At 61.0% G+C, this 24,804-nt stretch carries 19 protein-coding genes, 2 tRNA genes and 3 rRNA genes; 10 read left to right on the plus strand and 14 right to left on the minus strand.

Features of this window, described 5'->3' with window-relative positions; all coding sequences use genetic code 11:
* Window positions 1-73 precede the first annotated feature (73 nt).
* Both AAGT95_RS18165 and slyA read left to right on the plus strand, forming a co-directional pair.
* The gene (locus AAGT95_RS18165; RefSeq protein ID WP_342588715.1) at window positions 74-1,210 is read left to right on the plus strand and encodes a DUF5924 family protein; all 1,137 of its coding nucleotides are present in this window, start codon (window positions 74-76) and stop codon (window positions 1,208-1,210) included.
* A gap of 77 nt (window positions 1,211-1,287) precedes the next feature.
* Window positions 1,288-1,740, plus strand: a complete 453-nt coding sequence (slyA, locus tag AAGT95_RS18170; RefSeq protein WP_110599060.1) for a transcriptional regulator SlyA — start codon at window positions 1,288-1,290, stop codon at window positions 1,738-1,740.
* Window positions 1,741-1,814: 74 nt separating this feature from the next.
* Here slyA and AAGT95_RS18175 read toward each other — a convergent pair whose 3' ends face one another.
* Entirely contained in the window at window positions 1,815-2,336 is a 522-nt protein-coding gene (locus AAGT95_RS18175) for a preprotein translocase subunit YajC (RefSeq protein WP_110599058.1), read from the minus strand.
* Window positions 2,337-2,561: 225 nt separating this feature from the next.
* Between AAGT95_RS18175 and AAGT95_RS18180 the strand changes: the two genes are divergently transcribed.
* Window positions 2,562-3,017: a universal stress protein gene (locus tag AAGT95_RS18180; RefSeq protein WP_110599056.1), complete on the plus strand. Its 456-nt coding sequence runs from the start codon at window positions 2,562-2,564 to the stop codon at window positions 3,015-3,017.
* A gap of 63 nt (window positions 3,018-3,080) precedes the next feature.
* On the opposite strand, the gene AAGT95_RS18185 is transcribed toward AAGT95_RS18180, so the two are convergent.
* Window positions 3,081-5,009 carry an ATP-binding cassette domain-containing protein gene (locus AAGT95_RS18185; RefSeq protein ID WP_342594713.1) on the minus strand — a complete coding sequence of 643 codons (1,929 nt, stop codon included), beginning with the start codon at window positions 5,007-5,009 and terminating at the stop codon, window positions 3,081-3,083.
* 199 nt (window positions 5,010-5,208) lie between these two features.
* On the opposite strand from AAGT95_RS18185, the gene AAGT95_RS18190 reads away from it, so the two are divergent.
* Window positions 5,209-6,084, plus strand: a complete 876-nt coding sequence (locus AAGT95_RS18190; RefSeq protein WP_342594714.1) for a TatD family hydrolase — start codon at window positions 5,209-5,211, stop codon at window positions 6,082-6,084.
* The gene (locus AAGT95_RS18195; protein ID WP_110599050.1) at window positions 6,081-6,563 is read left to right on the plus strand and encodes a hypothetical protein; all 483 of its coding nucleotides are present in this window, start codon (window positions 6,081-6,083) and stop codon (window positions 6,561-6,563) included. Before AAGT95_RS18190 ends, AAGT95_RS18195 begins: the two co-directional genes overlap by 4 nt.
* Here the strand turns inward: AAGT95_RS18195 and AAGT95_RS18200 are convergent.
* Window positions 6,520-7,113 (minus strand): elongation factor P hydroxylase, encoded by a 594-nt coding sequence (locus AAGT95_RS18200; protein ID WP_342594715.1) that lies wholly within the window; start codon window positions 7,111-7,113, stop codon window positions 6,520-6,522. The two genes, AAGT95_RS18195 and AAGT95_RS18200, sit on opposite strands and share 44 nt — an antisense overlap.
* A 112-nt stretch (window positions 7,114-7,225) precedes the next feature.
* On the opposite strand from AAGT95_RS18200, the gene AAGT95_RS18205 reads away from it, so the two are divergent.
* A complete protein-coding gene (locus AAGT95_RS18205) occupies window positions 7,226-8,650 on the plus strand; it encodes an MATE family efflux transporter (RefSeq protein WP_342594716.1) in 1,425 nt (474 codons plus the stop codon).
* 105 nt (window positions 8,651-8,755) lie between these two features.
* On the plus strand, window positions 8,756-9,451 hold the full coding sequence (locus tag AAGT95_RS18210; protein WP_342594717.1) for a hypothetical protein: 696 nt from the start codon (window positions 8,756-8,758) through the stop codon (window positions 9,449-9,451).
* A 44-nt stretch (window positions 9,452-9,495) separates the two neighbouring features.
* On the opposite strand, the gene tusA is transcribed toward AAGT95_RS18210, so the two are convergent.
* The 11 genes from tusA to AAGT95_RS18265 all read right to left on the minus strand — a co-directional run bounded on the left by tusA (window position 9,496) and on the right by AAGT95_RS18265 (window position 21,077).
* On the minus strand, window positions 9,496-9,738 hold the full coding sequence (gene tusA, locus AAGT95_RS18215; RefSeq protein WP_110600366.1) for a sulfurtransferase TusA: 243 nt from the start codon (window positions 9,736-9,738) through the stop codon (window positions 9,496-9,498).
* Window positions 9,739-9,764: 26 nt separating this feature from the next.
* A complete protein-coding gene (gene rlmM, locus AAGT95_RS18220) occupies window positions 9,765-10,844 on the minus strand; it encodes a 23S rRNA (cytidine(2498)-2'-O)-methyltransferase RlmM (RefSeq protein ID WP_425356033.1) in 1,080 nt (359 codons plus the stop codon).
* Between the two features lie 79 nt (window positions 10,845-10,923).
* Window positions 10,924-11,038, minus strand: a 5S ribosomal RNA gene (rrf, locus tag AAGT95_RS18225).
* A 184-nt stretch (window positions 11,039-11,222) separates the two neighbouring features.
* Window positions 11,223-14,114: ribosomal RNA gene (locus AAGT95_RS18230) — 23S ribosomal RNA — on the minus strand.
* Between the two features lie 231 nt (window positions 14,115-14,345).
* Window positions 14,346-14,421 (minus strand) — tRNA-Ala (locus AAGT95_RS18235).
* A gap of 91 nt (window positions 14,422-14,512) precedes the next feature.
* Window positions 14,513-14,589 (minus strand) — tRNA-Ile (locus AAGT95_RS18240).
* Window positions 14,590-14,682: 93 nt separating this feature from the next.
* Window positions 14,683-16,222, minus strand: a 16S ribosomal RNA gene (locus tag AAGT95_RS18245).
* Together the 16S, 23S and 5S rRNA genes with 2 tRNA genes alongside form the textbook arrangement of a ribosomal RNA operon.
* A gap of 540 nt (window positions 16,223-16,762) precedes the next feature.
* A complete protein-coding gene (prpD, locus tag AAGT95_RS18250; protein WP_342594719.1) occupies window positions 16,763-18,247 on the minus strand; it encodes a 2-methylcitrate dehydratase in 1,485 nt (494 codons plus the stop codon).
* A gap of 51 nt (window positions 18,248-18,298) precedes the next feature.
* Window positions 18,299-19,423: a bifunctional 2-methylcitrate synthase/citrate synthase gene (gene prpC, locus AAGT95_RS18255; protein ID WP_342594720.1), complete on the minus strand. Its 1,125-nt coding sequence runs from the start codon at window positions 19,421-19,423 to the stop codon at window positions 18,299-18,301.
* A 17-nt stretch (window positions 19,424-19,440) separates the two neighbouring features.
* Window positions 19,441-20,334: a methylisocitrate lyase gene (prpB, locus tag AAGT95_RS18260; protein ID WP_342594721.1), complete on the minus strand. Its 894-nt coding sequence runs from the start codon at window positions 20,332-20,334 to the stop codon at window positions 19,441-19,443.
* The gene (locus AAGT95_RS18265) at window positions 20,331-21,077 is read right to left on the minus strand and encodes a GntR family transcriptional regulator (RefSeq protein ID WP_342594722.1); all 747 of its coding nucleotides are present in this window, start codon (window positions 21,075-21,077) and stop codon (window positions 20,331-20,333) included. Before AAGT95_RS18265 ends, prpB begins: the two co-directional genes overlap by 4 nt.
* Window positions 21,078-21,414: 337 nt before the next feature.
* On the opposite strand from AAGT95_RS18265, the gene pabB reads away from it, so the two are divergent.
* From pabB to AAGT95_RS18280, 3 genes are read left to right on the plus strand one after another with little or no spacing between them, the layout of a single operon-like run.
* Window positions 21,415-22,842, plus strand: coding sequence for an aminodeoxychorismate synthase component I (gene pabB / locus AAGT95_RS18270; RefSeq protein ID WP_342594723.1), 1,428 nt, complete (start codon window positions 21,415-21,417; stop codon window positions 22,840-22,842).
* Between the two features lie 51 nt (window positions 22,843-22,893).
* The gene (locus AAGT95_RS18275; protein ID WP_342594724.1) at window positions 22,894-23,973 is read left to right on the plus strand and encodes an iron ABC transporter permease; all 1,080 of its coding nucleotides are present in this window, start codon (window positions 22,894-22,896) and stop codon (window positions 23,971-23,973) included.
* The gene (locus tag AAGT95_RS18280; RefSeq protein ID WP_342594725.1) at window positions 23,970-24,752 is read left to right on the plus strand and encodes an ABC transporter ATP-binding protein; all 783 of its coding nucleotides are present in this window, start codon (window positions 23,970-23,972) and stop codon (window positions 24,750-24,752) included. Before AAGT95_RS18275 ends, AAGT95_RS18280 begins: the two co-directional genes overlap by 4 nt.
* Window positions 24,753-24,804: the final 52 nt, after the last annotated feature.

Consider the following 24,804-nt stretch of genomic DNA (forward strand, 5'->3'; position numbering starts at 1 on the left):
CGGCGGTCCAGGGACTTCTTCTCAGGATCCTCACCCGACGGCCCCCGTGAATCGATTCGAAGGAGCCTGGACCGTGGCCGTGAAAGAGACCGTGACGCCCTCGATACTGGCCCGGCTGGAACCGCTTGTCACTCGTTTACGCCGTTATCACTGGGCCTGGCCGCCCATCGCGTTCGTGCTGGGGCTGCTCGGCTTCTTCCTGGTCAATCGACAACAGTGGCTGGGAGGGCTGCTGGCACTGGGACTGGTGCTGACCTGGGCCCTGTTGATCATCGAAAGCATTGCCAGCAAATGGCTATCGCGGCGGGGGCGAAACGCGGCCCTGCCTCGCGCGGCGGCGACTTTCATCGCCCAGATGGTGCATCAGGAAACCCTGTTCTTCTGCCTGCCGTTCTTCCTCGCCACCACCATCTGGACCAGCGGTCAGGCGGTGTTCACCGGGCTGCTGATCGTCTGTTCGATCCTCGCCATTCTCGATCCGCTGTACTTCGGACTCTCCAATCGACATCGATGGCTTTACTTCCTGCTCCACTCATTGTGCGTATTCGTGGTGATGCTGGTGACGCTGCCGATCATGCTGAGCCTGACCACCGGCGAGAGCCTGATACTGGCGATCCTGGCGATGATGTTCTTCAGTCTGCCCAGCGTCCTCGGGCTCATCAGACCCGGCGGCATCACTCGCTGGCTCGCCATGGCGGGCTTGCTGATCATTCTGGGCGGCATCGCCTGGACCGGGCGCACCTGGATACCGCCGGCGACGCTGTGGTTATCCGGCAGCGCGCTCTCCCCCGGCTTCGATACGGCGGCCCGGACGCCCACCGGCAGCATGACGCTGACCCCCCAGGCGCTTCGCTCGCGGGGACTTTACGTCTATACGGCGATCCGGGCCCCGCGCGGGCTGCGCGAGAAGATCTATCACGTCTGGCGTCATGACGGTCAGGTCGTCGAGCGCATCGCACTGGTCATCCATGGCGGACGTGATCAGGGCTACCGGGCCTGGACCCACAAGCAGAATTTCTCCGGCGAACCGGAAGGACGCTGGCAGGTGGACGTCATCACGCAGACCGGACAGCGTATCGGCAGCGTGCGATTCACGGTGGCGGCGAACGACGGCGCGACGATCGCGGATGGCAGGATTCAGCGTCCACCGGGTATCCCCGGGTGGAATATTCGCCATGTATTAGGAAATGACGGTAAACAGGACGACTAATCGCCAATCATTGTGGCTTGCATTATCCTGCGGTGCTTTGGAGAATGTTAGGACGTTCACGATTCAGGTAATCCGCTATGGCACAGCATATCGGCTTTAAATTGGCACGTTTGCCGCGACTCTGGCGCGCCGTCATCGATGAACGCCTGGCACCACTGGGCTTGACTCAGACACGCTGGGTGACACTCTGGAATCTGCGCAACATGGGTGGAGGCCAGGCCCAGTGCGATCTGGCGCGTGCCATCGGCGTGGAAGCCCCCTCACTGGTGCGGACGCTGGACCAACTCGCGGAGCAGAACCTGATCGAGCGTCGTCCATGCGCCGAGGACCGCCGCACCAAACGACTGCATCTGACCCACGAGGCGACACCGCTGCTGGAAGAGATCGAGAAGATCGTCAACGAAGTGCGCGACGAGATGCTGGGTGGCTTCACGCCGGACGAGATCGACCTCTTCGAAGGCATGCTGGACCGCATCGAGAAGAATGGTCTGGAGCTGCAACGCCAGTCCGAGCAGGCCAAGGCCAGTTGATGACTCGATAACGGCGCCGAGATGGCTCGCGCGCCGCTGTATCGCGATGCCACCCGGGAGGGTGGCGCTATCCGTCATAGAGGCCTGGTGGGCACTTCGGCCCTCTTCCCGCTCCCGGCCAACCTGTCGCGCATGGCCAACCAGTTTGCCCAATCCTGCTGAAAACTCTCCAGACTCATCCCCTCCTGCCACCAGACGCACATCGTGTACTGACCGGATTCGACGATCAGCGCATCCTTCGGCAAGGCATCCAGCCACTGCTCGAGCGACCGCAACCGTTCGGCGTCCAGTGGCGGCAACGGTGCCTGACGCCACCGCCACTGGGCGGTTGCCGCCTCCAGCGCGTCACTGGCAACGTCATTGCGTATCAGCGTGAAGTCACTACCCGACGCCGTGCCCGGGTAACGCAGTCGATAGCCCGTCAGAGCGACGTTTGGCAGTGCCAGCGGTGCCTTGGTGAAGTTCAACTCCCCACCATTGGCCTTGACGTATCGGCGCAGCTGCCCCCGCAGTGTCTCGCCGCGGCTTGGCCGCAACCACACCATTGGCGAAAGCATCAGCAGGATCGCGACCAACAGAAACCCCAGTACCGCCATAAATTCTCCTATTCTTTCGCGCTCGGCTTCTTGGAGATCGCTATAAACCCGAACATCAAACGATACATCGTACCCTCACGGTGACATCGTGTTGCACCACGCCAACGCATGTCTGATGATCGGCTGCGGCGCCTGACCGCAAGGCGTTGCCGAAAATAGCGTTGTGCCGTTCATGAGGCACGCTTACAGTTATCCATGTTCATTCGCCGGACGGGGGATTACCCGATGAGCAACGAATACCATCACGTGCTGGTTGCCGTGGATCTGACCAAGGATTCGCACAAGGTCCTGGAGCGAGCGATTCCCATCGCACGCCGCAACCAGGCCAAGCTCTCGATCATCCATACGCTGGAGCCTCTGGGGTTCGCCTATGGTGGCGACATCCCCATGGACCTGACGAGCATTCAGGACCAGCTCGACGAACATGCGACACAGCGTCTGGCCGATATCTCGGACCCTTACGACATCCCACGGGAGGATCAGCATATCGTGGTCGGGATGCCGGACACCGAGATCCAGCGCTTCGCCAAGGACCACGACGTGGACCTGATCGTCGTGGGTTCCCACGGCCGCCACGGCTTCGCCCTGCTGCTGGGATCGACGTCCACCGGCGTGCTGCACGGCGCCGAGTGCGACGTGCTGGCGGTCCGCGTCGGCAAGGATGGTGAAACCGAAGAGTAAGGCCGATGCCTCCGGCTCACCGCCCGCCCACGGCGGGCGGTGAGCCGACGCTCTGCCAAGCCGTCAATCGCTGCCTTCCGCCATCGCTTCCAGCTCCATCCACCGCTCCATGGCCCGATCCAGCTCCGCCTGGGTCTCCGACAGCGCTTCGATGGCCTGACTCACTGTCTCACTATCCTGCTGATAGAAGTCCGGCGCTCCCATCCTGGACTCGAAGTCGGCAATCCTTGCCTCCAGCGTCTCGATCGTGGCGGGCAGCGTATCCAGCTCGCGCTGCAGCTTGTAGGAAAGTTTCTGGCGACGCTTGTCGCCGTCGGCCTTCTCCGCCGACTGGTTCGGGGTAGCCTGGCGCTCGGCCAGTTTCTGCTGGGCCTTGCGGGCCTCGGCCAGCTCCCAGGGCGCCGGCGGGAGCCGGCCACCCTGGCGCACCCAATCGCTATAACCGCCCACGTAGCTGCGCACGACGCCGTCGCCCTCGAAAGCCAGTACGTCGGTGACGACATTGTCCATGAAGGCGCGGTCGTGGGAGACGAGCAGTAGCGTTCCCTCGAAATCGAGCAGCAACTCCTCCAGCAGCTCGAGCGTCTCCACATCGAGGTCGTTGGTCGGCTCGTCGAGGACCAGCACGTTGGCCGGCTGGGTGAAGAGCTTGGCCAGCAGCAGACGATTGGACTCTCCGCCGGACAATGCCTTGACCGGCTGCCTTGCGCGCTCGGGCGTGAACAGGAAATCCTGCAGGTAGCTGATGACGTGCTTGTCCTTGCCCGCGACCGTCACCTTGTCGCTGCCCTGGGCGACGTTGTCATAGACACTCTTGTTCGGCTCGAGCCCGGCCCGCAACTGGTCGAAATAGGCAACCGCAAGGTTGGTGCCCATTCTCACGCCGCCCTCGCTCGGTTCGAGCTCGCCCAGCAGGATCTTGAGCAGCGTCGTCTTGCCGGCGCCATTGCGACCGATCAGCCCGATACGGTCGCCGCGCTGAATCTCCAGCGAGAGATCGCGAATAATGCAGGCATCGGCGTAATACTGCGTCACATGCTGCAGCTCGACGACACGCTTGCCGCTACGCTCGCCGCTGTCCACCTGAAACGATGCCTTGCCTTGGCGTTCACGACGCTGGGAACGCTCGTTGCGCATCTTCTCGAGCGCTCGCACACGCCCCTCGTTACGGGTGCGGCGCGCCTTGATCCCTTGGCGAATCCAGGTCTCTTCCTGGGCCAGCTTCTTGTCGAACTCCGCCCGCTCGCGCGCCTCGACCTCCAGCTCGTGCGCCTTCTGGGCCTGATAGGTGGCGTAGTCACCGGGATAACGCCCCAGCCGGCCGCGATCGAGCTCCAGAATGGTGGTCGCCAGCTTCGACAGGAAGGCGCGGTCGTGGGTAATGAACAGCACCGCCCCATCGAATGCCAGCAGCTGCTCCTCGAGCCAAGTGATGGTATCGATGTCGAGATGGTTGGTGGGCTCGTCGAGCAACAGCAGGTCGGGCCCCGAGACCATCGCCCGTGCCAGCGCCACGCGGCGGCGCCAGCCACCCGAGAGACCGCTCATCATGGCGTCGGCAGGCAGGCCAAGACGTGTCAGGACGGTATCGATGCGCTGGTGAAAGGACCAGCCATCCTGCGCTTCCAGCCGTGTCTGCAACGTCTCCAGGCGTCGCATGTCCGGTTCGGCCATCGCTACCAGCCGATGATACTCGGCCAGCAGTTCCCCGGTTTCGGGCAGCCCCTGGGCGACGACTTCGAAGATCGTCGCCTCGTCGGCATCCGGCAGGGTCTGCTCGAGCACCCCGATCTTGAGCCCCGGGGCACGCCAGATATGGCCATCATCGGCCTGATTGTCGCCCGAGATCAGTTTCAGGAGGGTGGACTTGCCGGTACCGTTTCGACCCACCAGTGCCAGGCGCTCTCCTTTCTCGATCTCCAGGTCCGCGCCATCGAGAAGCGTATGGTGGCCGTAGGCCAGTTGCAGTTGTTCAAGGCGTAGCAGAGCCACGTGGAACCTCGCGATCGTGAGTCTTCGAAATGACGGAAGTGGGTAGCCCGGTGGCTATTCTGGCTGAACCTGTCGTCGGCCCGTATTGTACCTTGCCAGCCCGCGCTCGCCGAAATGGATTGGCGCACGCTTCGCCCTTGGCCCCGGGCGCTTTACAATGTGTGCCGATAATCTTCCCCTCGACTGAAAGGAGTGCCGCGTGAGCGACACGCCACAGCAGCAAACCGCCGGCGTCGAATCCCCTCTGCCGGAAGCGCTACGCATCACCTCGCCGTCACCGCTGGTCGATATCGGTGCCAACCTGACCCACGAGAGCTTCGAACAGGACCTCGAGGCGACGCTGGCGCGGGCGGCCCACGCCAATGTCACGACCCTGGTGATCACCGGTGCGGACCTCGACGGCGCCACCAGGGCGTCTCGGCTGGCGACCCGGTTCCCCGGCCTTCATTCGACGGCCGGCCTGCACCCTCATCATGCCTCCGATTGGTGTCCCGAGCTGGAGCAAGCCATGCGCCATCTCCATCGCCACGAATCAGTCGTCGCCGTGGGAGAGTGCGGTCTCGATTTCCACCGCAACTTTTCCTCGCCGGCGGACCAGGAGCGCGCCCTGGAAGCGCAACTCGCACTGGCGGCGGAGTCGGGCCTGCCGGTCTTTCTTCACGAGCGCGACGCCGGCCGGCGCATGCTGGAGATCCTGAGTGACTGGCGAGACCGCCTCAGCGATGCCGTGGTCCACTGTTTCACTGGAGATAGAGAGACGCTCCACGGCTATCTCGACCTGGACCTGCACATCGGCCAGACCGGCTGGCTCAGCGACGAACGCCGTGGTCATCATCTCCGTGAGTTCGTTGCCGACATCCCCGCCGAGCGGCTGATGGTGGAGACCGACTGCCCCTATCTGCTGCCGCGCAATCTGCCGGCAAAGATAAAGGGGCGCCGCCACGAGCCGGCTCTGCTACCTTGGATAGTCAGAGAACTGGCTCACTGGCGCGGCGAGAGTGAAGCCGATTTGGCACACCGAACCACGCTGACGGCCAAGCGCTTCTTTCGGCTGAACGAGGACGCTGGCAAATGACCGACTACCCAGGATTCATCGCCGTCGAGACCGGCGACGACAATTCGCTGCCATTGGCCATCGCCTGGGCGCTACCCAACGGTCAGATCAAGCACACCCTGATTCAGCCGGACGATGAATGGCTGAACGACGAACTGTTGTCCCTCGGTGGCTACGATCTGGACGAACTTCGACATCTTGGCATCAGCCCGCTGGACGTGCTCAGGGAGCTGGAGAACGACCATTTCAGCGAGACGCTCTACACGGCGGGCGTTCAGGACGATGAAGCCGCGCTGTCGCTGATGTTCGACGATTTCGGTGTCGATCCCTTCGTCGAGCTTGCCCCGGCGGCGAATCTTTACCCGGAGCTCGATGCGGGTGACTGGTCACGGGCTCGCAGCGAACTGTTCGGGGAGATGGGACTGGAGCCCCTGCGCCCGGAGCACGAAGTCCAGGTCATGCTCTATCTTCATCAGCGTCTGGTCCAACGCGACGCATAGCGCCTCCCGCCTCCAGCCGTCGCCGTCCCGCGGCGATGGCTGTCTGAAGTCCACCCTCCTCGCGGTAGAAGATGGCGAGCGCATCGATGAGTGCCTGCGCTCGCCGGGGGATCCCCTCGCTTCGATACCGTGCCACCCTCGCCGCCACCTTCGCACTGAACGCCTCCCGGTCCACTTCGACCCCATCGAGATTGTCGACACTGACCTCGAACGGCTTGCCACACGCGGCGCTGAGTAGTGACTCGAGTGCCTGGGGCGCGGTCTCGACACGCTCGAAGTCGGCCTGTCGCTCGGCATCCCGTCCGTCGGGCTCGTACCAGTAGCCGTAATCCTCGAGCTGTCGTCGTGCCTCACCGGCGATGCACCAGTGGCTGATTTCATGCAGTGCGCTGGCGAAAAAGCCGTGGGCGAAGACGATCCGATGATATTCGTGACAGGCATCGGCCGGCAGATAGATGGGTTCGTCTTCGCCACGCACCAGTCGAGTATGGTGGCTATCGGCAAAGATGCCGTCGAACAGCGCGATCAGGTCTTCGATGTCATGTGTCATCAGGGCCTCCGGAACTGCGCCGGAGTATACGTAAGTTCACACCTGCCGCCGAGCGCTCCCCCGCGACTCCTGCTAGAATCGCCGCCCTGTCCGTTCGGTCAAGGAGCACCCCGTGTCGTCGACCGTCAGCCGTTTTCACCGCTGCCGCCGAGAAACCGGAAGCCTCGTGCGTCTGAGCCTGCCGATCTGCGGCGCGCAACTGGCTCAGGCAGGCATGAGCGCCTCGGATGTCATCATGTCGGGCCGAGCCAGCGCCATCGATCTGGCGGCGGTCTCCGTCGGCGCCAGCTTGTGGGTGCCGCTGATGCTGCTGATGACCGGAACCTTGATGGGGCTCACTCCCATCGTGGCTCATCGAATGGGCGCCGGAAGCCACGATCAGGTCCGTGGCAAGGTCCACCAGGCGCTCTGGGTGGCGCTATTTTTGGGAGTTCTCAGCGCTCTGGCCATGACGCTGGGCGCCAGCGTCATTTTTCGCCTGATGCAGATTCCCGCCGATGTCGCCAGCCTGGCTACCGCCTACCTGAATGCCGCGGCCTTCGGCATCCCTGCCATCGCGATATACCAGGCGCTGCGAGCGTTCTCCGACGGCATGCATCACACCCGGCCGGCGCTGTGGATCAGCCTCGTCGGCCTGGCGGTCAATATCCCCGGCAATTTTCTGTTGATCTATGGTGGCCCGGGGCTGGTCGGGCTATTCGGCAACGAGATCCCTCTTTTCCTGCAGCGGCTACCCGCATTGGGCGCATTCGGCTGTGGTATCGCGACCGCCATATCGATGTGGGCCATGTGCCTGGGAATGATCTGGTACACCACTCGCAGCCGTGCCTATGCCCCGGTGGTTCTATGGGCCTCCCCGACCCCGCCGCGTCGACAGGATATCGCGGAGCTTTTGTATATCGGCCTTCCGATCGGCCTGGCCATCTTCTTCGAGGTCACACTATTTACCGTGATCACGCTGCTGGTCGCCTACCTCGGCGAGATCACCGTGGCGGCGCACCAGATCGCCCTCAACGTCACGTCGATACTGTTCATGCTACCGCTGTCGTTGAGCATGGCCCTGACCGTCAGGGTCAGCAACCGGCTCGGGGCGGGCGATGCCGCCGAGGCACGCTTCGTGGCCTGGAACGGTGTCGGCGTCGGCCTGGCGCTGGCGCTGCTCAACAGTGCGCTGATCTGGCTACTGGCGGCGCCGGCGGTGTCGCTCTACACCAGCAACGCCGACGTGCGCACCCTGGCCATGTCACTGATTCTGCTGGCCATGCTGTTTCAGATCTCGGATTCGCTCCAGGTCAACCTGGCTGGCGCCCTGCGTGGCTACAAGGACACCCGAGTGGTGATGGGCATCACGCTGTTCTCCTACTGGCTCGTCGGCCTGGGGTGCGGCCATCTGCTGGGGCGCGGCATGGAGGGTGTGTTCGACGCACTGGGAATCTATGGCTACTGGATCGGACTCAACGCGGGCTTGACGACAGCAGCGGGACTCCTTGCCTGGCGGCTACGGCGTGTCGGCAGCCGCCGATTGGCGAAAAGCTGAAATTATCGTCATTGAGTCTATCGCGGGGCTTAACATGTCCTTCATGGCTATGCTAATACTGGCGTCATGCCTCAAGCCGAGACATTGCCGACCAGGAGGGTAGCCATGGGTGTCCCACTTTCCCCTCGATCCGCGCAGATCATCGATCTGGAAACCATGAGGCATCGGCTGAGAGCCAGGAAGCGGTTGGTCCGGCTATCGCCCGAACTCGACGGTCTGGAGATGCTCTACTTCCTCGCCTCCGACCCGGATACGCTATACGGCCTGCCGCTGCTGGCGTGGGGCCTGCGTGAAGACGACGAAGTCGTCGGCCTGGTGCCCTGGATGGAATCGCTGGCGCCTTGCCACGAGCTGGACGATCCCGAATATGGTCATTTCGTCGGCTATCGCGACCCCGAGACCCACGAGATATTCCACGATGCGCCCGAGCACAAAGTTGCCGAGCTGGAGCATGCGGCGGCCTATTTCGATTATGAGGAAACCCAGGACGTCTCGCTGACTCAGCAACTGCCGGAAACCCAGGGCACCCACGCACTGTGCATGGACGAGGATGGCAAGCCCTGGCAGCTCAAGCAGATCTTCGGGTGGCATCTCTACAGCAATGGGGCAGTCGATGCGATGCTGGCCGACGACACACGGGCCACGTCATTTCCCGTTCTGCTGGGGGACGACTGCCTCTATCCCGGTCGAAGCCGCCACCGCACGCTCTACTTCTTCCAGCGCAATATCGCCAACCGTATCCGAAACGAAGACCCGGATACACTGGAGGCGCTGGCACTGATGGTGATGCCGGGGAACTGACTCGATCAGGGGAAAGCGGCTGACCGGCCTGCCCTACCGCTATCTCATCCCAGTTGGATGCGATAGCGGTATTCGTCGCCATCCTGACTCTGGTCGACGAGTCGATGCCCCAAAAAGCTGCAGAACTTGGGGATGTCGCGGGTCGTCGCGGGATCGGTGGCAAGCACTTCCAGAATGTCACCGGTAGCCATGTCACGCACCTTGTTGTGCATCAGCATGATCGGCTCCGGACAGTAGAGCCCCCGTGTATCCAGTATTTCCCCTTGCTGGAGCCTAGCGTCGTTCATGATTGCCTCGCGCAAGCTATCGTCGTTCATCCATCCAGTCTCACATGGACGGTGACCTCTTCACGGTCATGATACAGGTGGCGACAGGCGATGCTAGCGCTCACGCCCGCCGCCTTCAACGCATTCTCGAGTCGTATCAGACAGCGCCGAACCTCGTCCCACCTTTTCTTCATCGGCAGCTTGAGGTTGAAGATCGCCTCGCGACACCAGCGCTTGATCAGCCAGCGTTCGACCATGTCGATCACTCGCATCGGCTTGTCGACGATATCGCATACCAGCCAGTCGAGCCGGTACGGCGGCTCCCAGACAAAGCCGTCTTCGCGCAGATGCTCGACCTGCCCCGTCGCCATCAATCCTGGCGCCATGGGGCCGTTGTCGATGGCATACACGAACATTCCGCGCCGCACCAGTTGGTAGGTCCAGCCACCCGGCGCTGCGCCCAGGTCCACGGCCTGCATGCCGTCGTGCAGACGCGCTTCCCAGGCCTCTTTCGGCACGAAGGTATGCCAGGCTTCCTCGAGCTTGAGCGTCGAGCGGCTCGGCGCATCGGCCGGATGGCGGAGGCGCAGGATCCCGCCCGGATGATCACTCCGATTGCCCGGAAAGCTGATCCCCACCTGGATCGAATTGCCGGCCAGCCAGAACAGATGCAGCCTTCGTCCGCCGGCCTTGCGGCGCAGGCCGCCGCCCCGCTTCAGCGCACTCTCCAGCGGCCGACTGAGTGACTTCGCCAAGCGCCCGAGCGCCTTGCCGTCGTTGGTATCCGGGGTCTCGTGCCAGATCGACTCGAAATTCCAGCCGCTCTCCTTGACCAGGTTCGCAATGGGCGAGATTCGGTCCTCGCGAGAGAGGGCGAGCGGCTCGAACGCGACGAGTGACTGTCGCGCGAACACCAGTGACCTCAGCGGCAGCTCGCGATGGATATTATTCGCGGGCTGAAAGTCATGGCTTTGCCAGCGGATGAAACCGCTATTGGTCTCTGCCATGACCACCTGCCCGAACTCGCCGATTTCGGAAGCGCGCTGCGTGACCTCGGCCGCGAGATCCGGCTCGAAACCGGCTCGGCAATACAGCAGCCACTCATTGGGCACTCGATTCACAACCACCTCGCTCCTGATACTTGCTCGACATCAATCCAGCATAAAAAAACCCCAGCCTCTTTCGAAGCTGGGGTTGGGTATAGAAGCCTGACGATGACCTACTCTCACATGGGGAGACCCCACACTACCATCGGCGCTAAGCGGTTTCACTTCTGAGTTCGGCATGGATCAGGTGGTTCCCACTCGCTATGGTCGTCAGGCAAAACTGACGCTGAAGCGATCTTTTCCTCGCATCGCTTCAACTGATTCGGATCATGCTGACGGCTACGTCTCGTTTGGCCGGCTCTTTCTCGGCCCGCGTATCCAGTCATTGTCGTACTAATCGCTCGACTTCGCGTCCCGGCTTTCGCCACAACGCCTCTTTCCAAAACCCCTTGGGGTTATATGGTCAAGCCTCACGGGGCATTAGTACACGTTAGCTCAACGCCTTGCAGCGCTTCCACACCGTGCCTATCAACCAGCTAGTCTTGCTGGACCCTTTAGGAGACTCGAAGTCTCAGGGAGATCTCATCTTGAAGGAGGCTTCCCGCTTAGATGCCTTCAGCGGTTATCCCGTCCGCACATAGCTACCCGGCGATGCCACTGGCGTGACAACCGGAACACCAGAGGTGCGTCCACTCCGGTCCTCTCGTACTAGGAGCAGCACTTCTCAAATCTCCAACGCCCACGGCAGATAGGGACCGAACTGTCTCACGACGTTCTAAACCCAGCTCGCGTACCACTTTAAATGGCGAACAGCCATACCCTTGGGACCGACTTCAGCCCCAGGATGTGATGAGCCGACATCGAGGTGCCAAACACCGCCGTCGATGTGAACTCTTGGGCGGTATCAGCCTGTTATCCCCGGAGTACCTTTTATCCGTTGAGCGATGGCCCTTCCATACAGAACCACCGGATCACTAGAACCTACTTTCGTACCTGCTCGACGTGTCTGTCTCGCAGTTAAGCACCCTTATGCTCTTGCACTCAATGCACGATTTCCAACCGTGCTGAGGGTACCTTCGTGCTCCTCCGTTACGCTTTCGGAGGAGACCGCCCCAGTCAAACTACCCACCACACACTGTCCTCACACCGGATCACGGTGCCAAGTTAGAACGCCAATGATGCCAGGCTGGTATTTCAAGGTTGGCTCCACCCGAACTGGCGTCCGGGTTTCCAAGCCTCCCAGCTATCCTACACAAGCAACATCAGCGTCCAGTGTGAAGCTATAGTAAAGGTTCACGGGGTCTTTCCGTCTAGCCGCGGGTACACAGCATCTTCACTGCGATTTCAATTTCACTGAGTCTCGGGTGGAGACAGCGTGGCCATCATTACGCCATTCGTGCAGGTCGGAACTTACCCGACAAGGAATTTCGCTACCTTAGGACCGTTATAGTTACGGCCGCCGTTTACCGGGGCTTCGATCAAGAGCTTCGCCTTACGGCTAACACCATCAATTAACCTTCCGGCACCGGGCAGGCGTCACACCCTATACGTCCGCTTACGCGTTAGCAGAGTGCTGTGTTTTTAATAAACAGTTGCAGCCACCTGGTATCTTCGACCGGTTCGAGCTCGGGACGCGAAGTCCTTCACCCTAAGCCGGCGCACCTTCTCCCGAAGTTACGGTGCCATTTTGCCTAGTTCCTTCACCCGAGTTCTCTCAAGCGCCTTGGGATTCTCACCCTGACCACCTGTGTCGGTTTGGGGTACGGTCGCATGTGATCTGAAGCTTAGAGGCTTTTCCTGGAAGCGTGGCATCGATGACTTCCGGACCGTAGTCCGTTCGTCTCGTCTCTCGGCCTTAAGGACCCGGATTTGCCTAAGTCCTCAGCCTACTGACTTTCACCAGGACAACCAACGCCTGGCTCACCTAGCCTTCTTCGTCCCCCCATCGCAACCACATCCGGTACGGGAATATTGACCCGTTTCCCATCGACTACGCTTTTCAGCCTCGCCTTAGGGGCCGACTCACTCTGCTCTGATTAACATAGAACAGAAAACCTTGGTCTTCCGGCGGGGGAGTTTTTCACTCCCCTTGTCGTTACTCATGTCAGCATTCGCACTCGTGATATCTCCAGCATGCTTCTCAACACACCTTCACAGACTTACACGACGCTCCTCTACCGCTCATCCAGAGGATGAACCCGTAGCTTCGGCATCTGGTTTGAGCCCCGTTACATCTTCCGCGCAGGCCGACTCGACTAGTGAGCTATTACGCTTTCTTTAAAGGATGGCTGCTTCTAAGCCAACCTCCTAGCTGTCTATGCCTTCCCACATCGTTTCCCACTTAACCAGAATTTGGGGGCCTTAGCTGACGGTCTGGGTTGTTTCCCTTTTCACGACGGACGTTAGCACCCGCCGTGTGTCTCCCACGCTCTACTCACCGGTATTCGGAGTTTGCCTCGGGTTGGTAACCCGGGATGGGCCCCTAGCCGAAACAGTGCTCTACCCCCGGCGGTAATACGTGAGGCGCTACCTAAATAGCTTTCGAGGAGAACCAGCTATCTCCGAGCTTGATTAGCCTTTCACTCCGATCCACAGCTCATCCCAGCATTTTTCAACATACTTGGGTTCGGGCCTCCAATTGATGTTACTCAATCTTCACCCTGGCCATGGATAGATCGCCCGGTTTCGGGTCTATATCCAGCGACTGGTCGCCCAGTTAAGACTCGATTTCTCTACGCCTCCCCTATACGGTTAAGCTCGCCACTGAATATAAGTCGCTGACCCATTATACAAAAGGTACGCGGTCACCGAACAAGTCGGCTCCCACTGCTTGTACGCACACGGTTTCAGGATCTATTTCACTCCCCTCTCCGGGGTTCTTTTCGCCTTTCCCTCACGGTACTGGTTCACTATCGGTCAGCCAGGAGTATTTAGCCTTGGAGGATGGTCCCCCCATGTTCAGTCAGGGTTTCACGTGCCCCGACCTACTCGATTTCACACATTCAGGTTTTCGACTACGGGGCTATCACCCACTATGGCCGGCCTTTCCAGGCGCGTTCGTCTAACCAGTCACATGCTTAAGGGCTACTCCCCGTTCGCTCGCCGCTACTGGGGGAATCTCGGTTGATTTCTTTTCCTCGGGGTACTTAGATGTTTCAGTTCTCCCGGTTCGCTTCCCAACACCTATGGATTCAGTGTGGGATACCCAGCTTGTGCTGGGTGGGTTTCCCCATTCGGACATGTCCGGGTCGCAGGTTGTTTGCCACCTCACCGAACCTTTTCGCAGGCTACAACGTCCTTCATCGCCTCTGGCTGCCAAGGCATCCACCGTGTGCGCTTAATCGCTTGACCATATAACCCGAAGGAGTCTGGTCGTGCGATTAGTCTAACGACAATTGCCGGATACGCTTGAGACGTATCACTTTCGTTCTTCTCTTGCGAGAAGAACTGTCAGCATGATCCAAATTGTTAAAGAGCGTTTAGAGCAGAAGCTCTAAGCGATCGACTTTGCCGGCGTATGACGCGACGAAGCGGATGGCTTAGAACTCAATGACTGTGTGGTGCGATTTCTCAGGAAAGACATGGTGGAGCCAAGCGGGATCGAACCGCTGACCTCCTGCGTGCAAGGCAGGCGCTCTCCCAGCTGAGCTATGGCCCCGACAAATGCAATTTTGTCGAAGACAAGGCGCTTTTTGCCGACGTGTAGCCTGCTACACGAGGGAAAAAGCAACGCCGTATTCGGCAAAATTTGGTGGGTCTGGGCAGACTCGAACTGCCGACCTCACCCTTATCAGGGGTGCGCTCTAACCAACTGAGCTACAGACCCGGCTTACCACTGGGTCCGTGACCCAAACAGTCATTGCTCTTGGCCGATCAGGTAATTGATTGTGGACGCTTGAACCACGTGAAGCTGGTCGTTTAAGGAGGTGATCCAGCCGCAGGTTCCCCTACGGCTACCTTGTTACGACTTCACCCCAGTCATGAACCACACCGTGGTGATCGCTCTCCCGAAGGTTAAGCTAACCACTTCTGGTGCAGTCCACTCCCATGGTGTGACGGGCGGTGTGTACAAGGCCCGGGAACGTATTCACCGTGACATTCTGATTCACGATTACTAGCGATTCCGACTTCACGGAGTCGAGTTGCAGACTCCGATCCGGACTGAGGCCGGCTTTCTGGGATTCGCTCCACCTCGCGGTCTCGCAACCCTTTGTACCGGCCATTGTAGCACGTGTGTAGCCCTACCCGTAAGGGCCATGATGACTTGACGTCGTCCCCACCTTCCTCCGGTTTGTCACCGGCAGTCTCCTTAGAGTTCCCGACCGAATCGCTGGCAAATAAGGACAAGGGTTGCGCTCGTTACGGGACTTAACCCAACATTTCACAACACGAGCTGACGACAGCCATGCAGCACCTGTCTCAGAGTTCCCGAAGGCACCAATCCATCTCTGGAAAGTTCTCTGGATGTCAAGGGTAGGTAAGGTTCTTCGCGTTGCATCGAATTAAACCACATGCTCCACCGCTTGTGCGGGCCCCCGTCAATTCATTTGAGTTTTAACCTTGCGGCCGTACTCCCCAGGCGGTCGACTTATCGCGTTAACTGCGCCACTAAGTCCTTAAAGGTCCCAACGGCTAGTCGACATCGTTTACGGCGTGGACTACCAGGGTATCTAATCCTGTTTGCTACCCACGCTTTCGCACCTCAGTGTCAGTGTCAGGCCAGAAGGCCGCCTTCGCCACTGGTATTCCTCCCGATCTCTACGCATTTCACCGCTACACCGGGAATTCTACCTTCCTCTCCTGCACTCTAGCCTGGCCGTTCCGGATGCCGTTCCCAGGTTGAGCCCGGGGCTTTCACAACCGGCGTGCCAAGCCACCTACGCGCGCTTTACGCCCAGTAATTCCGATTAACGCTCGCACCCTCCGTATTACCGCGGCTGCTGGCACGGAGTTAGCCGGTGCTTCTTCTGCGAGTGATGTCCTTCCTCTGGGGTATTAACCCAGAGGCTTTCTTCCTCGCTGAAAGTGCTTTACAACCCGAAAGCCTTCTTCACACACGCGGCATGGCTGGATCAGGCTTTCGCCCATTGTCCAATATTCCCCACTGCTGCCTCCCGTAGGAGTCTGGGCCGTGTCTCAGTCCCAGTGTGGCTGATCATCCTCTCAGACCAGCTACGGATCGTCGCCTTGGTAAGCCGTTACCTTACCAACTAGCTAATCCGACATAGGCTCATCCGATAGCGCGAAGTCCGAAGATCCTCCGCTTTCTCCCGTAGGACGTATGCGGTATTAGCGTGGGTTTCCCCACGTTATCCCCCACTACCGGGCAGATTCCTATGCATTACTCACCCGTCCGCCGCTCGCCACCAGGGAGCAAGCTCCCCGTGCTGCCGCTCGACTTGCATGTGTTAGGCCTGCCGCCAGCGTTCAATCTGAGCCATGATCAAACTCTTCAGTTTAAAGTCTGATAGTCCTTACTTCTCCCGAAGGAAAAAAGCGGACCAAACTTGGTTCAAGGTCAAACGAATCTTGACGAGTCGCTTGCCTCGATATGTCGTGACTGGCTGTCACGCGAGAACAAGCGCCCACATCAATTACCTGATCGATTGTTAAAGAGCGCCTTACTTTGCCGTTTCGAATCCAAGTGCTTGTCAGCGCTTGTTTTCTGGGCCGCCGTAAGGAGTGGCGTATTTTAAGGATCGAGGCGAGGATGTCAACGTCTTTTTTGTCGAATCCTGCTTGGCGTCGCGTGTTGCTGTCGGCGCCGATCCTTGCCAAGAAGCGGGAGCATTCTGCCTGTCTCCCCTGCCTCGCGTCAACCGATTATTTCAATCAAATCAACTGCTTGGCTTTCTTCTTCACCGCCTCCGAAAACCTCTCTCGGCGGCAGCGGATGCGTACTTTACGATTCTCCGCGGCACTTGGCAAGCGTCGGGAAACAAAAATCCCAAAATTTCGACTGCGCGTCATCAAACCGTCACCCACCCGTGCATCTGTCTCTAGATCACCCAGAGATCCAGGAACGCATCCACCGGCGTCGAGTCGAACCTTTCTCCGTCTTCGTACAGCTCGAAGATCTGCTCACAGCGCTGCACCGGAAAACGGGTTGCCAGATTGTGGCGGAGCTTTTCCTTGAGCTGCGGGATTCCCTCTTCCCGACGTCGCCGATGTCCCAGGGGATACTCCACCTCCACAAGCTCGGTGCAGGTTCCATCGTTGAAGAAGACCTGGACCGCGTTGGCAATGGAGCGCTTGTCCGCTTGATGATACTCGCGGCTATACCGCTCGTCTTCGACGACCTCCATCTTGTCGCGCAGGAGATCGATGATCGGATGCGCAAGATGAAAATCGTCCTCGTAGTGCTCGGCAGTCAGATTACCGAACGCCAGCGGCACCGCGATCATGTACTGCAGACAGTGGTCACGATCGGCCGGATTGGCGAGCTCGCCTACCTTGGAGATGATCCGTATGGCCGACTCATGGGTGGTGACGACGATACGCTCGATCTCATCGAGACGATCACGCACCTGCGGGTGCAGCATCACCGCAGCCTCAGCCGCTGTCTGCGCGTGGAACTCCGCCGGAAAGCTGATCTTGAACAGCACGTTCTCCATGACGTAGCTGCCATAAGCCTGCGACACGCGGAATCTCCGCTCCGCCTCCGGCTTGATCCGTTGATCCTTGTTGGTCTTGCTGAAAGCGACGTCGTAGAAGCCCCATTGCGGCGCAGTGAGCACGCCAGGGATGCCCATCTCACCCCGCATGGCGATGTCGGCCAGCCTTACCGCTCGGGAGGTCGCGTCTCCTGCCGCCCAGCTCTTGCGCGATCCGGCGTTGGGGGCATGACGGTAGGTGCGGAGGCTCTGTCCGTCGACGAACGCATGCGACAGTGCCGAAAGCAGCTGCTCACGATTGGCGCCCATCAACTTGGCTACGACGGCGGTCGATGCCACCTTCACCAGGATGACGTGATCGAGCCCTACTCGGTTGAACGAGTTCTCCAGTGCCAGGACACCCTGTATCTCATGGGCCATGATCATCGCTTCGAGCACGTGGCGCAGGGTCAGCGGCGTCTCGCCCTTCGCCACGCGCTGCTGAGAGAGATGGTCGGCAACCGCCAGGATGCCGCCCAGATTGTCCGACGGATGGCCCCATTCCGCTGCCAGCCAGGTATCGTTGTAGTCCAGCCACCGAATGATGCAGCCGATATCCCAGGCCGCTTTCACCGGATCGAGCCGAAGCTGGGTCCCGGGCACACGAGCCCCGTTGGGAACGACGGTCCCCTCCACCAACGGCCCAAGATGCTTGGTGCACTCCGGGAAGCGCAATGCCAGCAATCCGCAACCGAGCGTATCCAATAGGCAATGCCGGGCCGTCTCCAGCGCCTCCCGACTGTCGACTCGATAATCGAGCACATAGTCCGCGATGGCCTGAAGCTCCGGATCGTAGTCAGGGCGCTGGTTGAAATCGACGTTGGCGCTCATGAGGTTTCCTTGGATTGTCGTTGATCAATGGCGCATGGCTCGAAGCCGCGGTTACCGGCGCTGCTCGATCGGCACCCAATCGCGTCTTTCCGGGCCGACGTAATCGGCACTGGGCCGGATGATGCGGTTATTGGCGCGCTGTTCGAAGATGTGCCCGCACCACCCGGTCAACCGCGAACAGACGAAGATAGGCGTGAACAGCTTCGTCGGAATGCCCATGAAGTGGTAAGCGCTGGCATGATAGAAGTCAGCGTTGGGGAACAGCTTCTTCTCCCTTTTCATGACTGCCTCGACACGCTCGGATACGGCATAGAGATGCGTATCGCCCACGTCGTCCGCCAACCGTTTCGCCCACTGCTGGATGATCGCGCTGCGCGGGTCGGACTCGCGATAGATGGCATGACCGAAACCCATGACCTTTTCCTTGCGCTCCAGCATCTCGAGCAGGCGCCGCTCCGCTTCGTCCGGCGTCGACCAGCGGCTGATCATCTCCATGGCCGCTTCGTTGGCCCCACCATGCAGCGGCCCGCGCAGCGAGCCAATCGCACCGGTGACGCAGCTGTGCAGATCGGAGAGCGTGGAGGCACAGACCCGTGCCGTGAACGTCGAGGCGTTGAACTCGTGCTCGGCGTAGAGAATCAGCGAGACATTCATCACCCTGGCATGCAGGTCCGAAGCCGGCTTGCCGTGCAGCAGATGCAGAAAATGACCGCCAACGGAGACGTCGTCCGTTTCGGTCTCGATGCGTTCGCCATGATGAGAGTAGCGATACCAGTAGTTGAGCATCGACGGCATGACGGCCAGCAATCGATCGGCGTGGCGCTGCTGATCCTCCATGCGCTGCTCGGTCTCCAGGTTACCCAGCATCGAAGTGCCGGTGCGCAATACATCCATCGGATGGGCATCCGACGGGATCTGCTCCAGCACTCTCTTCAAGGGCTCTGGCAGCGAGCGGGAATGCTGGAGCAGGGCGATGTAGTCGTCCAACTGCGACTGGTTGGGCAGCGTGCCCTTCAGCAGTAGATAGGCGACCTCCTCGAAACGCGCGTTTTCCGCCAGCGTCTGGATGTCGTAGCCGCGATAGGTCAGTCCCGAACCGCTTTTTCCGACCGTGCACAGTTCGGTGGTGCCCGCGCTCTGGCCCCGCAAGCCGGTACTCTTCGTCATCTCTGCCATGAAAGCCTCCTTGTCTATTACTCGCCTCGATCGCTTTCCTTCGCAAAAAGCGCATCGAGTTTGCGTTCATAGGCGTGATAGTCGAGAAACTCGTAGAGTTCGTCCCGCGTCTGCATCAGCTCCACGACGTCCCGCTGGTGTCCCTTGGCATGGATGTCCCGATACACTGTCAACGCAGCCGCATTCATCGCGCGAAACGCGGATAGCGGATAGAGCACCATCCGGCAGCCGACTTCCGCCAGCTCTTGCTGGGTGAACAGCGGCGTGGCACCGAACTCGGTGATATTGGCCAGGATGGGTGCGTCGACGCCCTCGCAGAACGCCCGGTAGTCATCCAGGGTATGGACCGCCTCGGCAAAAATGGCGTCGGCGCCCGCCTCGACACAGGCATTGGCCCGCTCCACGGCGGCGGCAAGGCCCTCTTTCTGGAAGGCATCGGTGCGCGCAACCAGGTAGAAATCCGCATCGTGTCGGGCATCGACGGCAGCCTTGACACGGTCGACCATCTCCGCCTGCGAAACGATCTCCTTGTTGGGGCGGTGCCCGCAGCGTTTCTGCGCCACCTGATCCTCGAGATGAACGGCCGCCACGCCGGCCCGCTCCATTTCTCGAATCGTGCGGGCGATATTGAGAGCCCCGCCCCAACCGGTATCGATATCCACCAGCAGAGGCAATTCGGCAGCCGCGGTGATGCGACGAGCGTCTTCGACCACGTCATTGAGCGTGGTCATGCCCAGATCCGGAAGACCGTGGGAGGCATTGGCGACACCGCCACCGGAGAGGTAGAGGGCGTGGTGACCCACCGCCTGGGCCATCATCGCACTGTAGGCATTGATGGCACCGACGATGGGTAGCGGATGATGGGCGGCCAACGCCTTCCGAAAGCGTGCACCGGGGGTGAGCGACGTCATGATTCGATCCTCGAGGTCTGGGAAGAAGAGGCCGGTTCTTCCACCAGCGTTTGCGCGTAGTGGGCGGCGACGTTTTCGCGGGAAGCGCTGACGTGGCGACGCATCAGCAGCTCGGCGAGCTCGGCGTCACCCGCCTCGATCGCATCGACGATGCGATGATGCTCGACGAAGGCGCGTTGCGGCCGGGAACCCTTGGCGCTGAACTGCGTCCGATAGAGCCGCACCAGGTAATAAAGGTCATCGCACAGCAGCGTCATCAGCATGCGATTGTGGCTGCCCTGCACGATGCGGTAATGGAAGTCGAGATCGCCTTCCCGCTGGTAGTAGGCCTCGCCACTGGCCAGGTCCTCCTGCCGCTCATGAAAGGCGAGAACGCTGCGCAGGCCCGCGATCTCCTCGGCCGTCATCGACGTCGCCGCCAGCCTCGCGGCCATGCTCTCCAGCGCCTCGCGCACGTCGAACAGCTCCAGCAACTCGTCCATCGAAAGCTTGACGACCCGCGCGCCGACGTGCGGCACGCGCTCGATCAGCCGATAGGTTTCCAGCCGCCGCATGGCTTCCCGCAAGGGCCCGCGGGAGATACCGTAGTGAGCGGAGAGCTCCGGCTCGGTGATACGGGTGCCGGGAGGCAGCTCGCCGCGGACGATCGCGCGCTGAAGCTGATGAAACACCCGCTCGGCCAGGGTGCGAACCGCTGGCAGCTCGGTGTCGATCTGATGGTTATCGGTAGGGAATCGAGACATTAAGTTGTTAACAATGAAAGGGCTTACGCCTATCATAGGTGGCACTTTTCCTCCCGGCAACGTAATAATTGCGCAATATATGGCACTTTAGTCGGACCTCAGGAAACAGAATCCCTAATATTGTCGACAATCAAGTGTTTCTACCCAGGATCTACCGACGCTGGTCGGTCCCCTTCCCCTCCTTGCCGATGTCGAATCGCAGCCGTTAGCTGGGTGCGCAAAGCCCTCGCTCATCACCGAGACTCTCGATAAACTTGCCGGCCGGCATTTGCTGCCGATAACCCGAGATGCGGCTGCCGATGCCGAGTCGCCGTTCATTCGTCAGGAAAAGGTGTTCATGGCTGGCGCGAGACCCTGGCTCGAGATAGCCGATTTCCCCTACACCCCCGACCCGGGCCCGCTCTTCGAGCACCTGCATCGTCGTCCTGGGGCCGTGCTGCTGGACAGCGGCCGTCCCGACGCTCCGGGTGGCCGCTTCGACATTCTCAGCAGTGACCCGTTGGCGACGCTGACCATCGATGACGGCCAAGTACGATGTGAGCCATCGATACGCCTGCCGGACGAGCCGTTCGCGGCTCAACGAGCCCTCCTGGATCACGCCGAAGCCGAATGGCTACCCCACCTGCCGGCCGACCTCGCCGCCAGAACTGCCCCCCTGCCCTTTCTCGGTGGGCTGATCGGTCACTGGAGTTATTCCCTGGCTTCCGCGCGCGATCCGAGTGGCCATCCGTCATTGCGCGTCGATCGTCGCCCGGGGCCAAAGCTGCCTTCGGCAAGGCTCGGACTCTACGACTGGGCGCTGATCCAGGATCATGAAGCGCAGCGTAGCTGGCTGGTCGCGACCGCCGAACGCCGCCAGCAGGTAATGCGTTGGCTGCACGAGGTCGCGACGCCGAGCCGGCCGGACTTCGCCCTGACCGGCCCATTCGTCGGCGATATCGATCGCGCCGGCTATGCCAGACGCTTTCAGCGCGTCATCGACTATCTGCACGCCGGCGACTGCTATCAGATCAATCTGGCGCAGCGCTTCACCGCCCGCTTCGAGGGCAGCACCTGGCAGGCGTATCGCCGCCTTCGCCGCGCCACGCCCACGCCCTACGGCGGCTACCTCGCCTGGGACGACAAGGCCATTCTCTCGCTGTCGCCCGAGCGATTCATCGGCGTCGTCGACGGTCAGGTCGAGACTCGGCCGATCAAGGGGACTCGACCCCGCGGCTCGACCCCCGACGAGGACCGGCGGCTGGCAGAGGAGCTCCAGCAGAGCGCCAAGGATCGTGCCGAGAACGTCATGATCGTCGATCTGCTGCGCAACGATCTGGGCCGCGTCTGCCGCCCCGGCAGCGTCAAGGTCCCGCAACTCTGCAGCCTGGAGAGCTACGCCAATGTCCATCATCTGGTCAGCGTGGTTTGCGGTGAACTGGCAAGCCCTGCACAACCGCTGGCTCTGCTGGCTGCCGCTTTCCCCGGCGGTTCGATCACCGGCGCCCCCAAGCGTCGCGCGATGCAGATCATCGACGAGCTCGAGCCCAGCCAGCGTAGCGTCTACTGCGGCAGCCTGGGCTATCTCGACCGACGTGGCCATCTGGATACCTCGATCGCGATACGCACCGTCGTCGCCGACGGCGATACCCTGCACATCTGGGGCGGCGGTGGACTGGTCGCGGATTCGGACGAAGAAGCCGAATACCGGGAGACCCTCGCCAAGATCGGGAGGCTGATGCAGGCGCTGACGGATCGCCACCAGGCCGAGAACGATTCCCAATAGCATCCCGTTGGTTTACGCTCCCCGACGCCATCTTCCAACAATGAAGCCACCTTGAAAGCCACGACGATCTCGCCCCGCGCCAGTGCACCGCAGACCACGGTCGATCGCTACCTCTCCCGCCGGCGTGGTCAGCACTGGCTGATCGCGCTGACCGCGATGGCCACGTTGACGTCGCTACTGATCGACATCGGCACCGGGCCAGGCGCCTACCCGCTACTCGACGTAGTGAAGACCCTGGCGATGCCGTCGGAGGCTTCCCGCGTGCTGCAGGTGGTGGTCTGGGAGATCCGACTGCCGGTCGCGACGATGGCCATCGTCGTCGGCGCCAGTCTTGCCGTCGCAGGCGCGGAAATGCAGACACTGCTCAACAATCCTCTCGCCGATCCCTTCACGCTGGGGATTTCTTCCGCGGCCAGCTTTGGCGCGGCGCTTGCCATCGTGCTGGGTTTCGGCGTCCTGCCCGTCGCCGGCACCCTGCTGCTGACCGCCAATGCCTTCGCCCTGGCCATGCTCGCGTCGCTGATGATCTGGGCGCTGAGCCGGCTGAAGGGGGTCAGCGTGCAGACGATGGTGCTGATGGGTATCGCGATCATGTTTTTCTTCAACGCCTTGCTGGGGATGCTTCAGTACGTCGCCTCCGCCGAGTCGCTGCAGCAACTCGTGTTCTGGTCGCTGGGCAGCTTGAACAAGGCAAGCTGGGGGAAAGTCGCCCTGGCCGCCCTGGCCCTGCTCGCCACCATGCCGATCTTCATTCGGGCCAGATGGCAGTTGACGGCCCTGCGCCTGGGAGAAACCCAGGCCAAGTCCATGGGGATCGACGTCGGCCGGCTGCGTTTGCGCATGTTGCTCTGCTGCGCGCTGCTGTCGGCGACGGCGGTCGCGTTCGTGGGGACCATCGGATTCGTCGGGCTGGTCGGCCCGCATATCGCCCGGCTGCTGGTGGGCGAGGATCAACGCGTCTTCCTGCCGATGTCCGCGCTGACCGGCGCACTGATCCTCTCGGTGACCTCGATCCTCTCGAAGACGCTCATTCCCGGCATCCTGCTACCGATCGGCATCCTGACTGCGCTGATCGGCTTGCCGTTCTTCGTTTCGCTGATCCTGCGCTCGCGCAAGGAGAACTGGCGATGAGCCTGCAAATCGAGCGACTCGACTGTTCGCTGGGGAAACACCGGATACTGCACGACCTCTCCGGCCTGACCGCAAGGCCGGGCGAGATAACGGCGCTGATCGGACCCAACGGCGCGGGGAAGTCGACGCTGCTCAAGGCGATCGCCGGCATCGAGAGTGCCTGCGGCCACATCCTCCTGGCCGAAGAGCGGCTCGATTCACTATCGCTCGAGCAGCGCAGCCGGCGACTCTATTACCTTCCCCAGGACACCAGCACCCAGGCGGCCCTGAGCGTCTTCGAGGCCGTCCTGCTGGCGCGTCGAACCCAGGTGGCAGAGCCTGCCGCCACGGCGCTCTCGGCCGTCGAGCGCGCGCTCAAATCACTGGAACTCGAACCGCTCGCCGAGCGCGAACTGGTCGCACTGTCGGGTGGCCAGCGTCAGCGCGTCGCCATCGCCCAGGCCATCGTGCGGCGTCCGGCACTGCTGATGCTCGATGAACCGACCAGCGCCTTGGACCTCCATCATCAACTGCAGGTGCTCGATTACCTTCAGCGGTTGGCGCGCCGGGAAGCGATGACCGTCATTCTGGCCATCCACGACCTGAACCTGGCCGCCCGCTTCGCCGATCATCTCTGGGTCATCAAGGCGGGACGGCAAGTCGCCAGCGGAACGCCGGGGGAGGTGTTGACGCCAGCTCGGCTGCGGGAGGTCTACGCCATCGACGCTCACGTCGAGTGGCCGCCGGACGCGCCGCCACGCATCACGCCTCTCTCGGCGCTGCGCTCGCTCGGCGCTTAATAATCAGAAGATCGGTTCGCATCGACATGTAGATAATTTGGTTATATATAAA

It is taken from the genome of Salinicola lusitanus (assembly GCF_038648475.1).
Taxonomy (GTDB): domain Bacteria; phylum Pseudomonadota; class Gammaproteobacteria; order Pseudomonadales; family Halomonadaceae; genus Salinicola; species Salinicola lusitanus.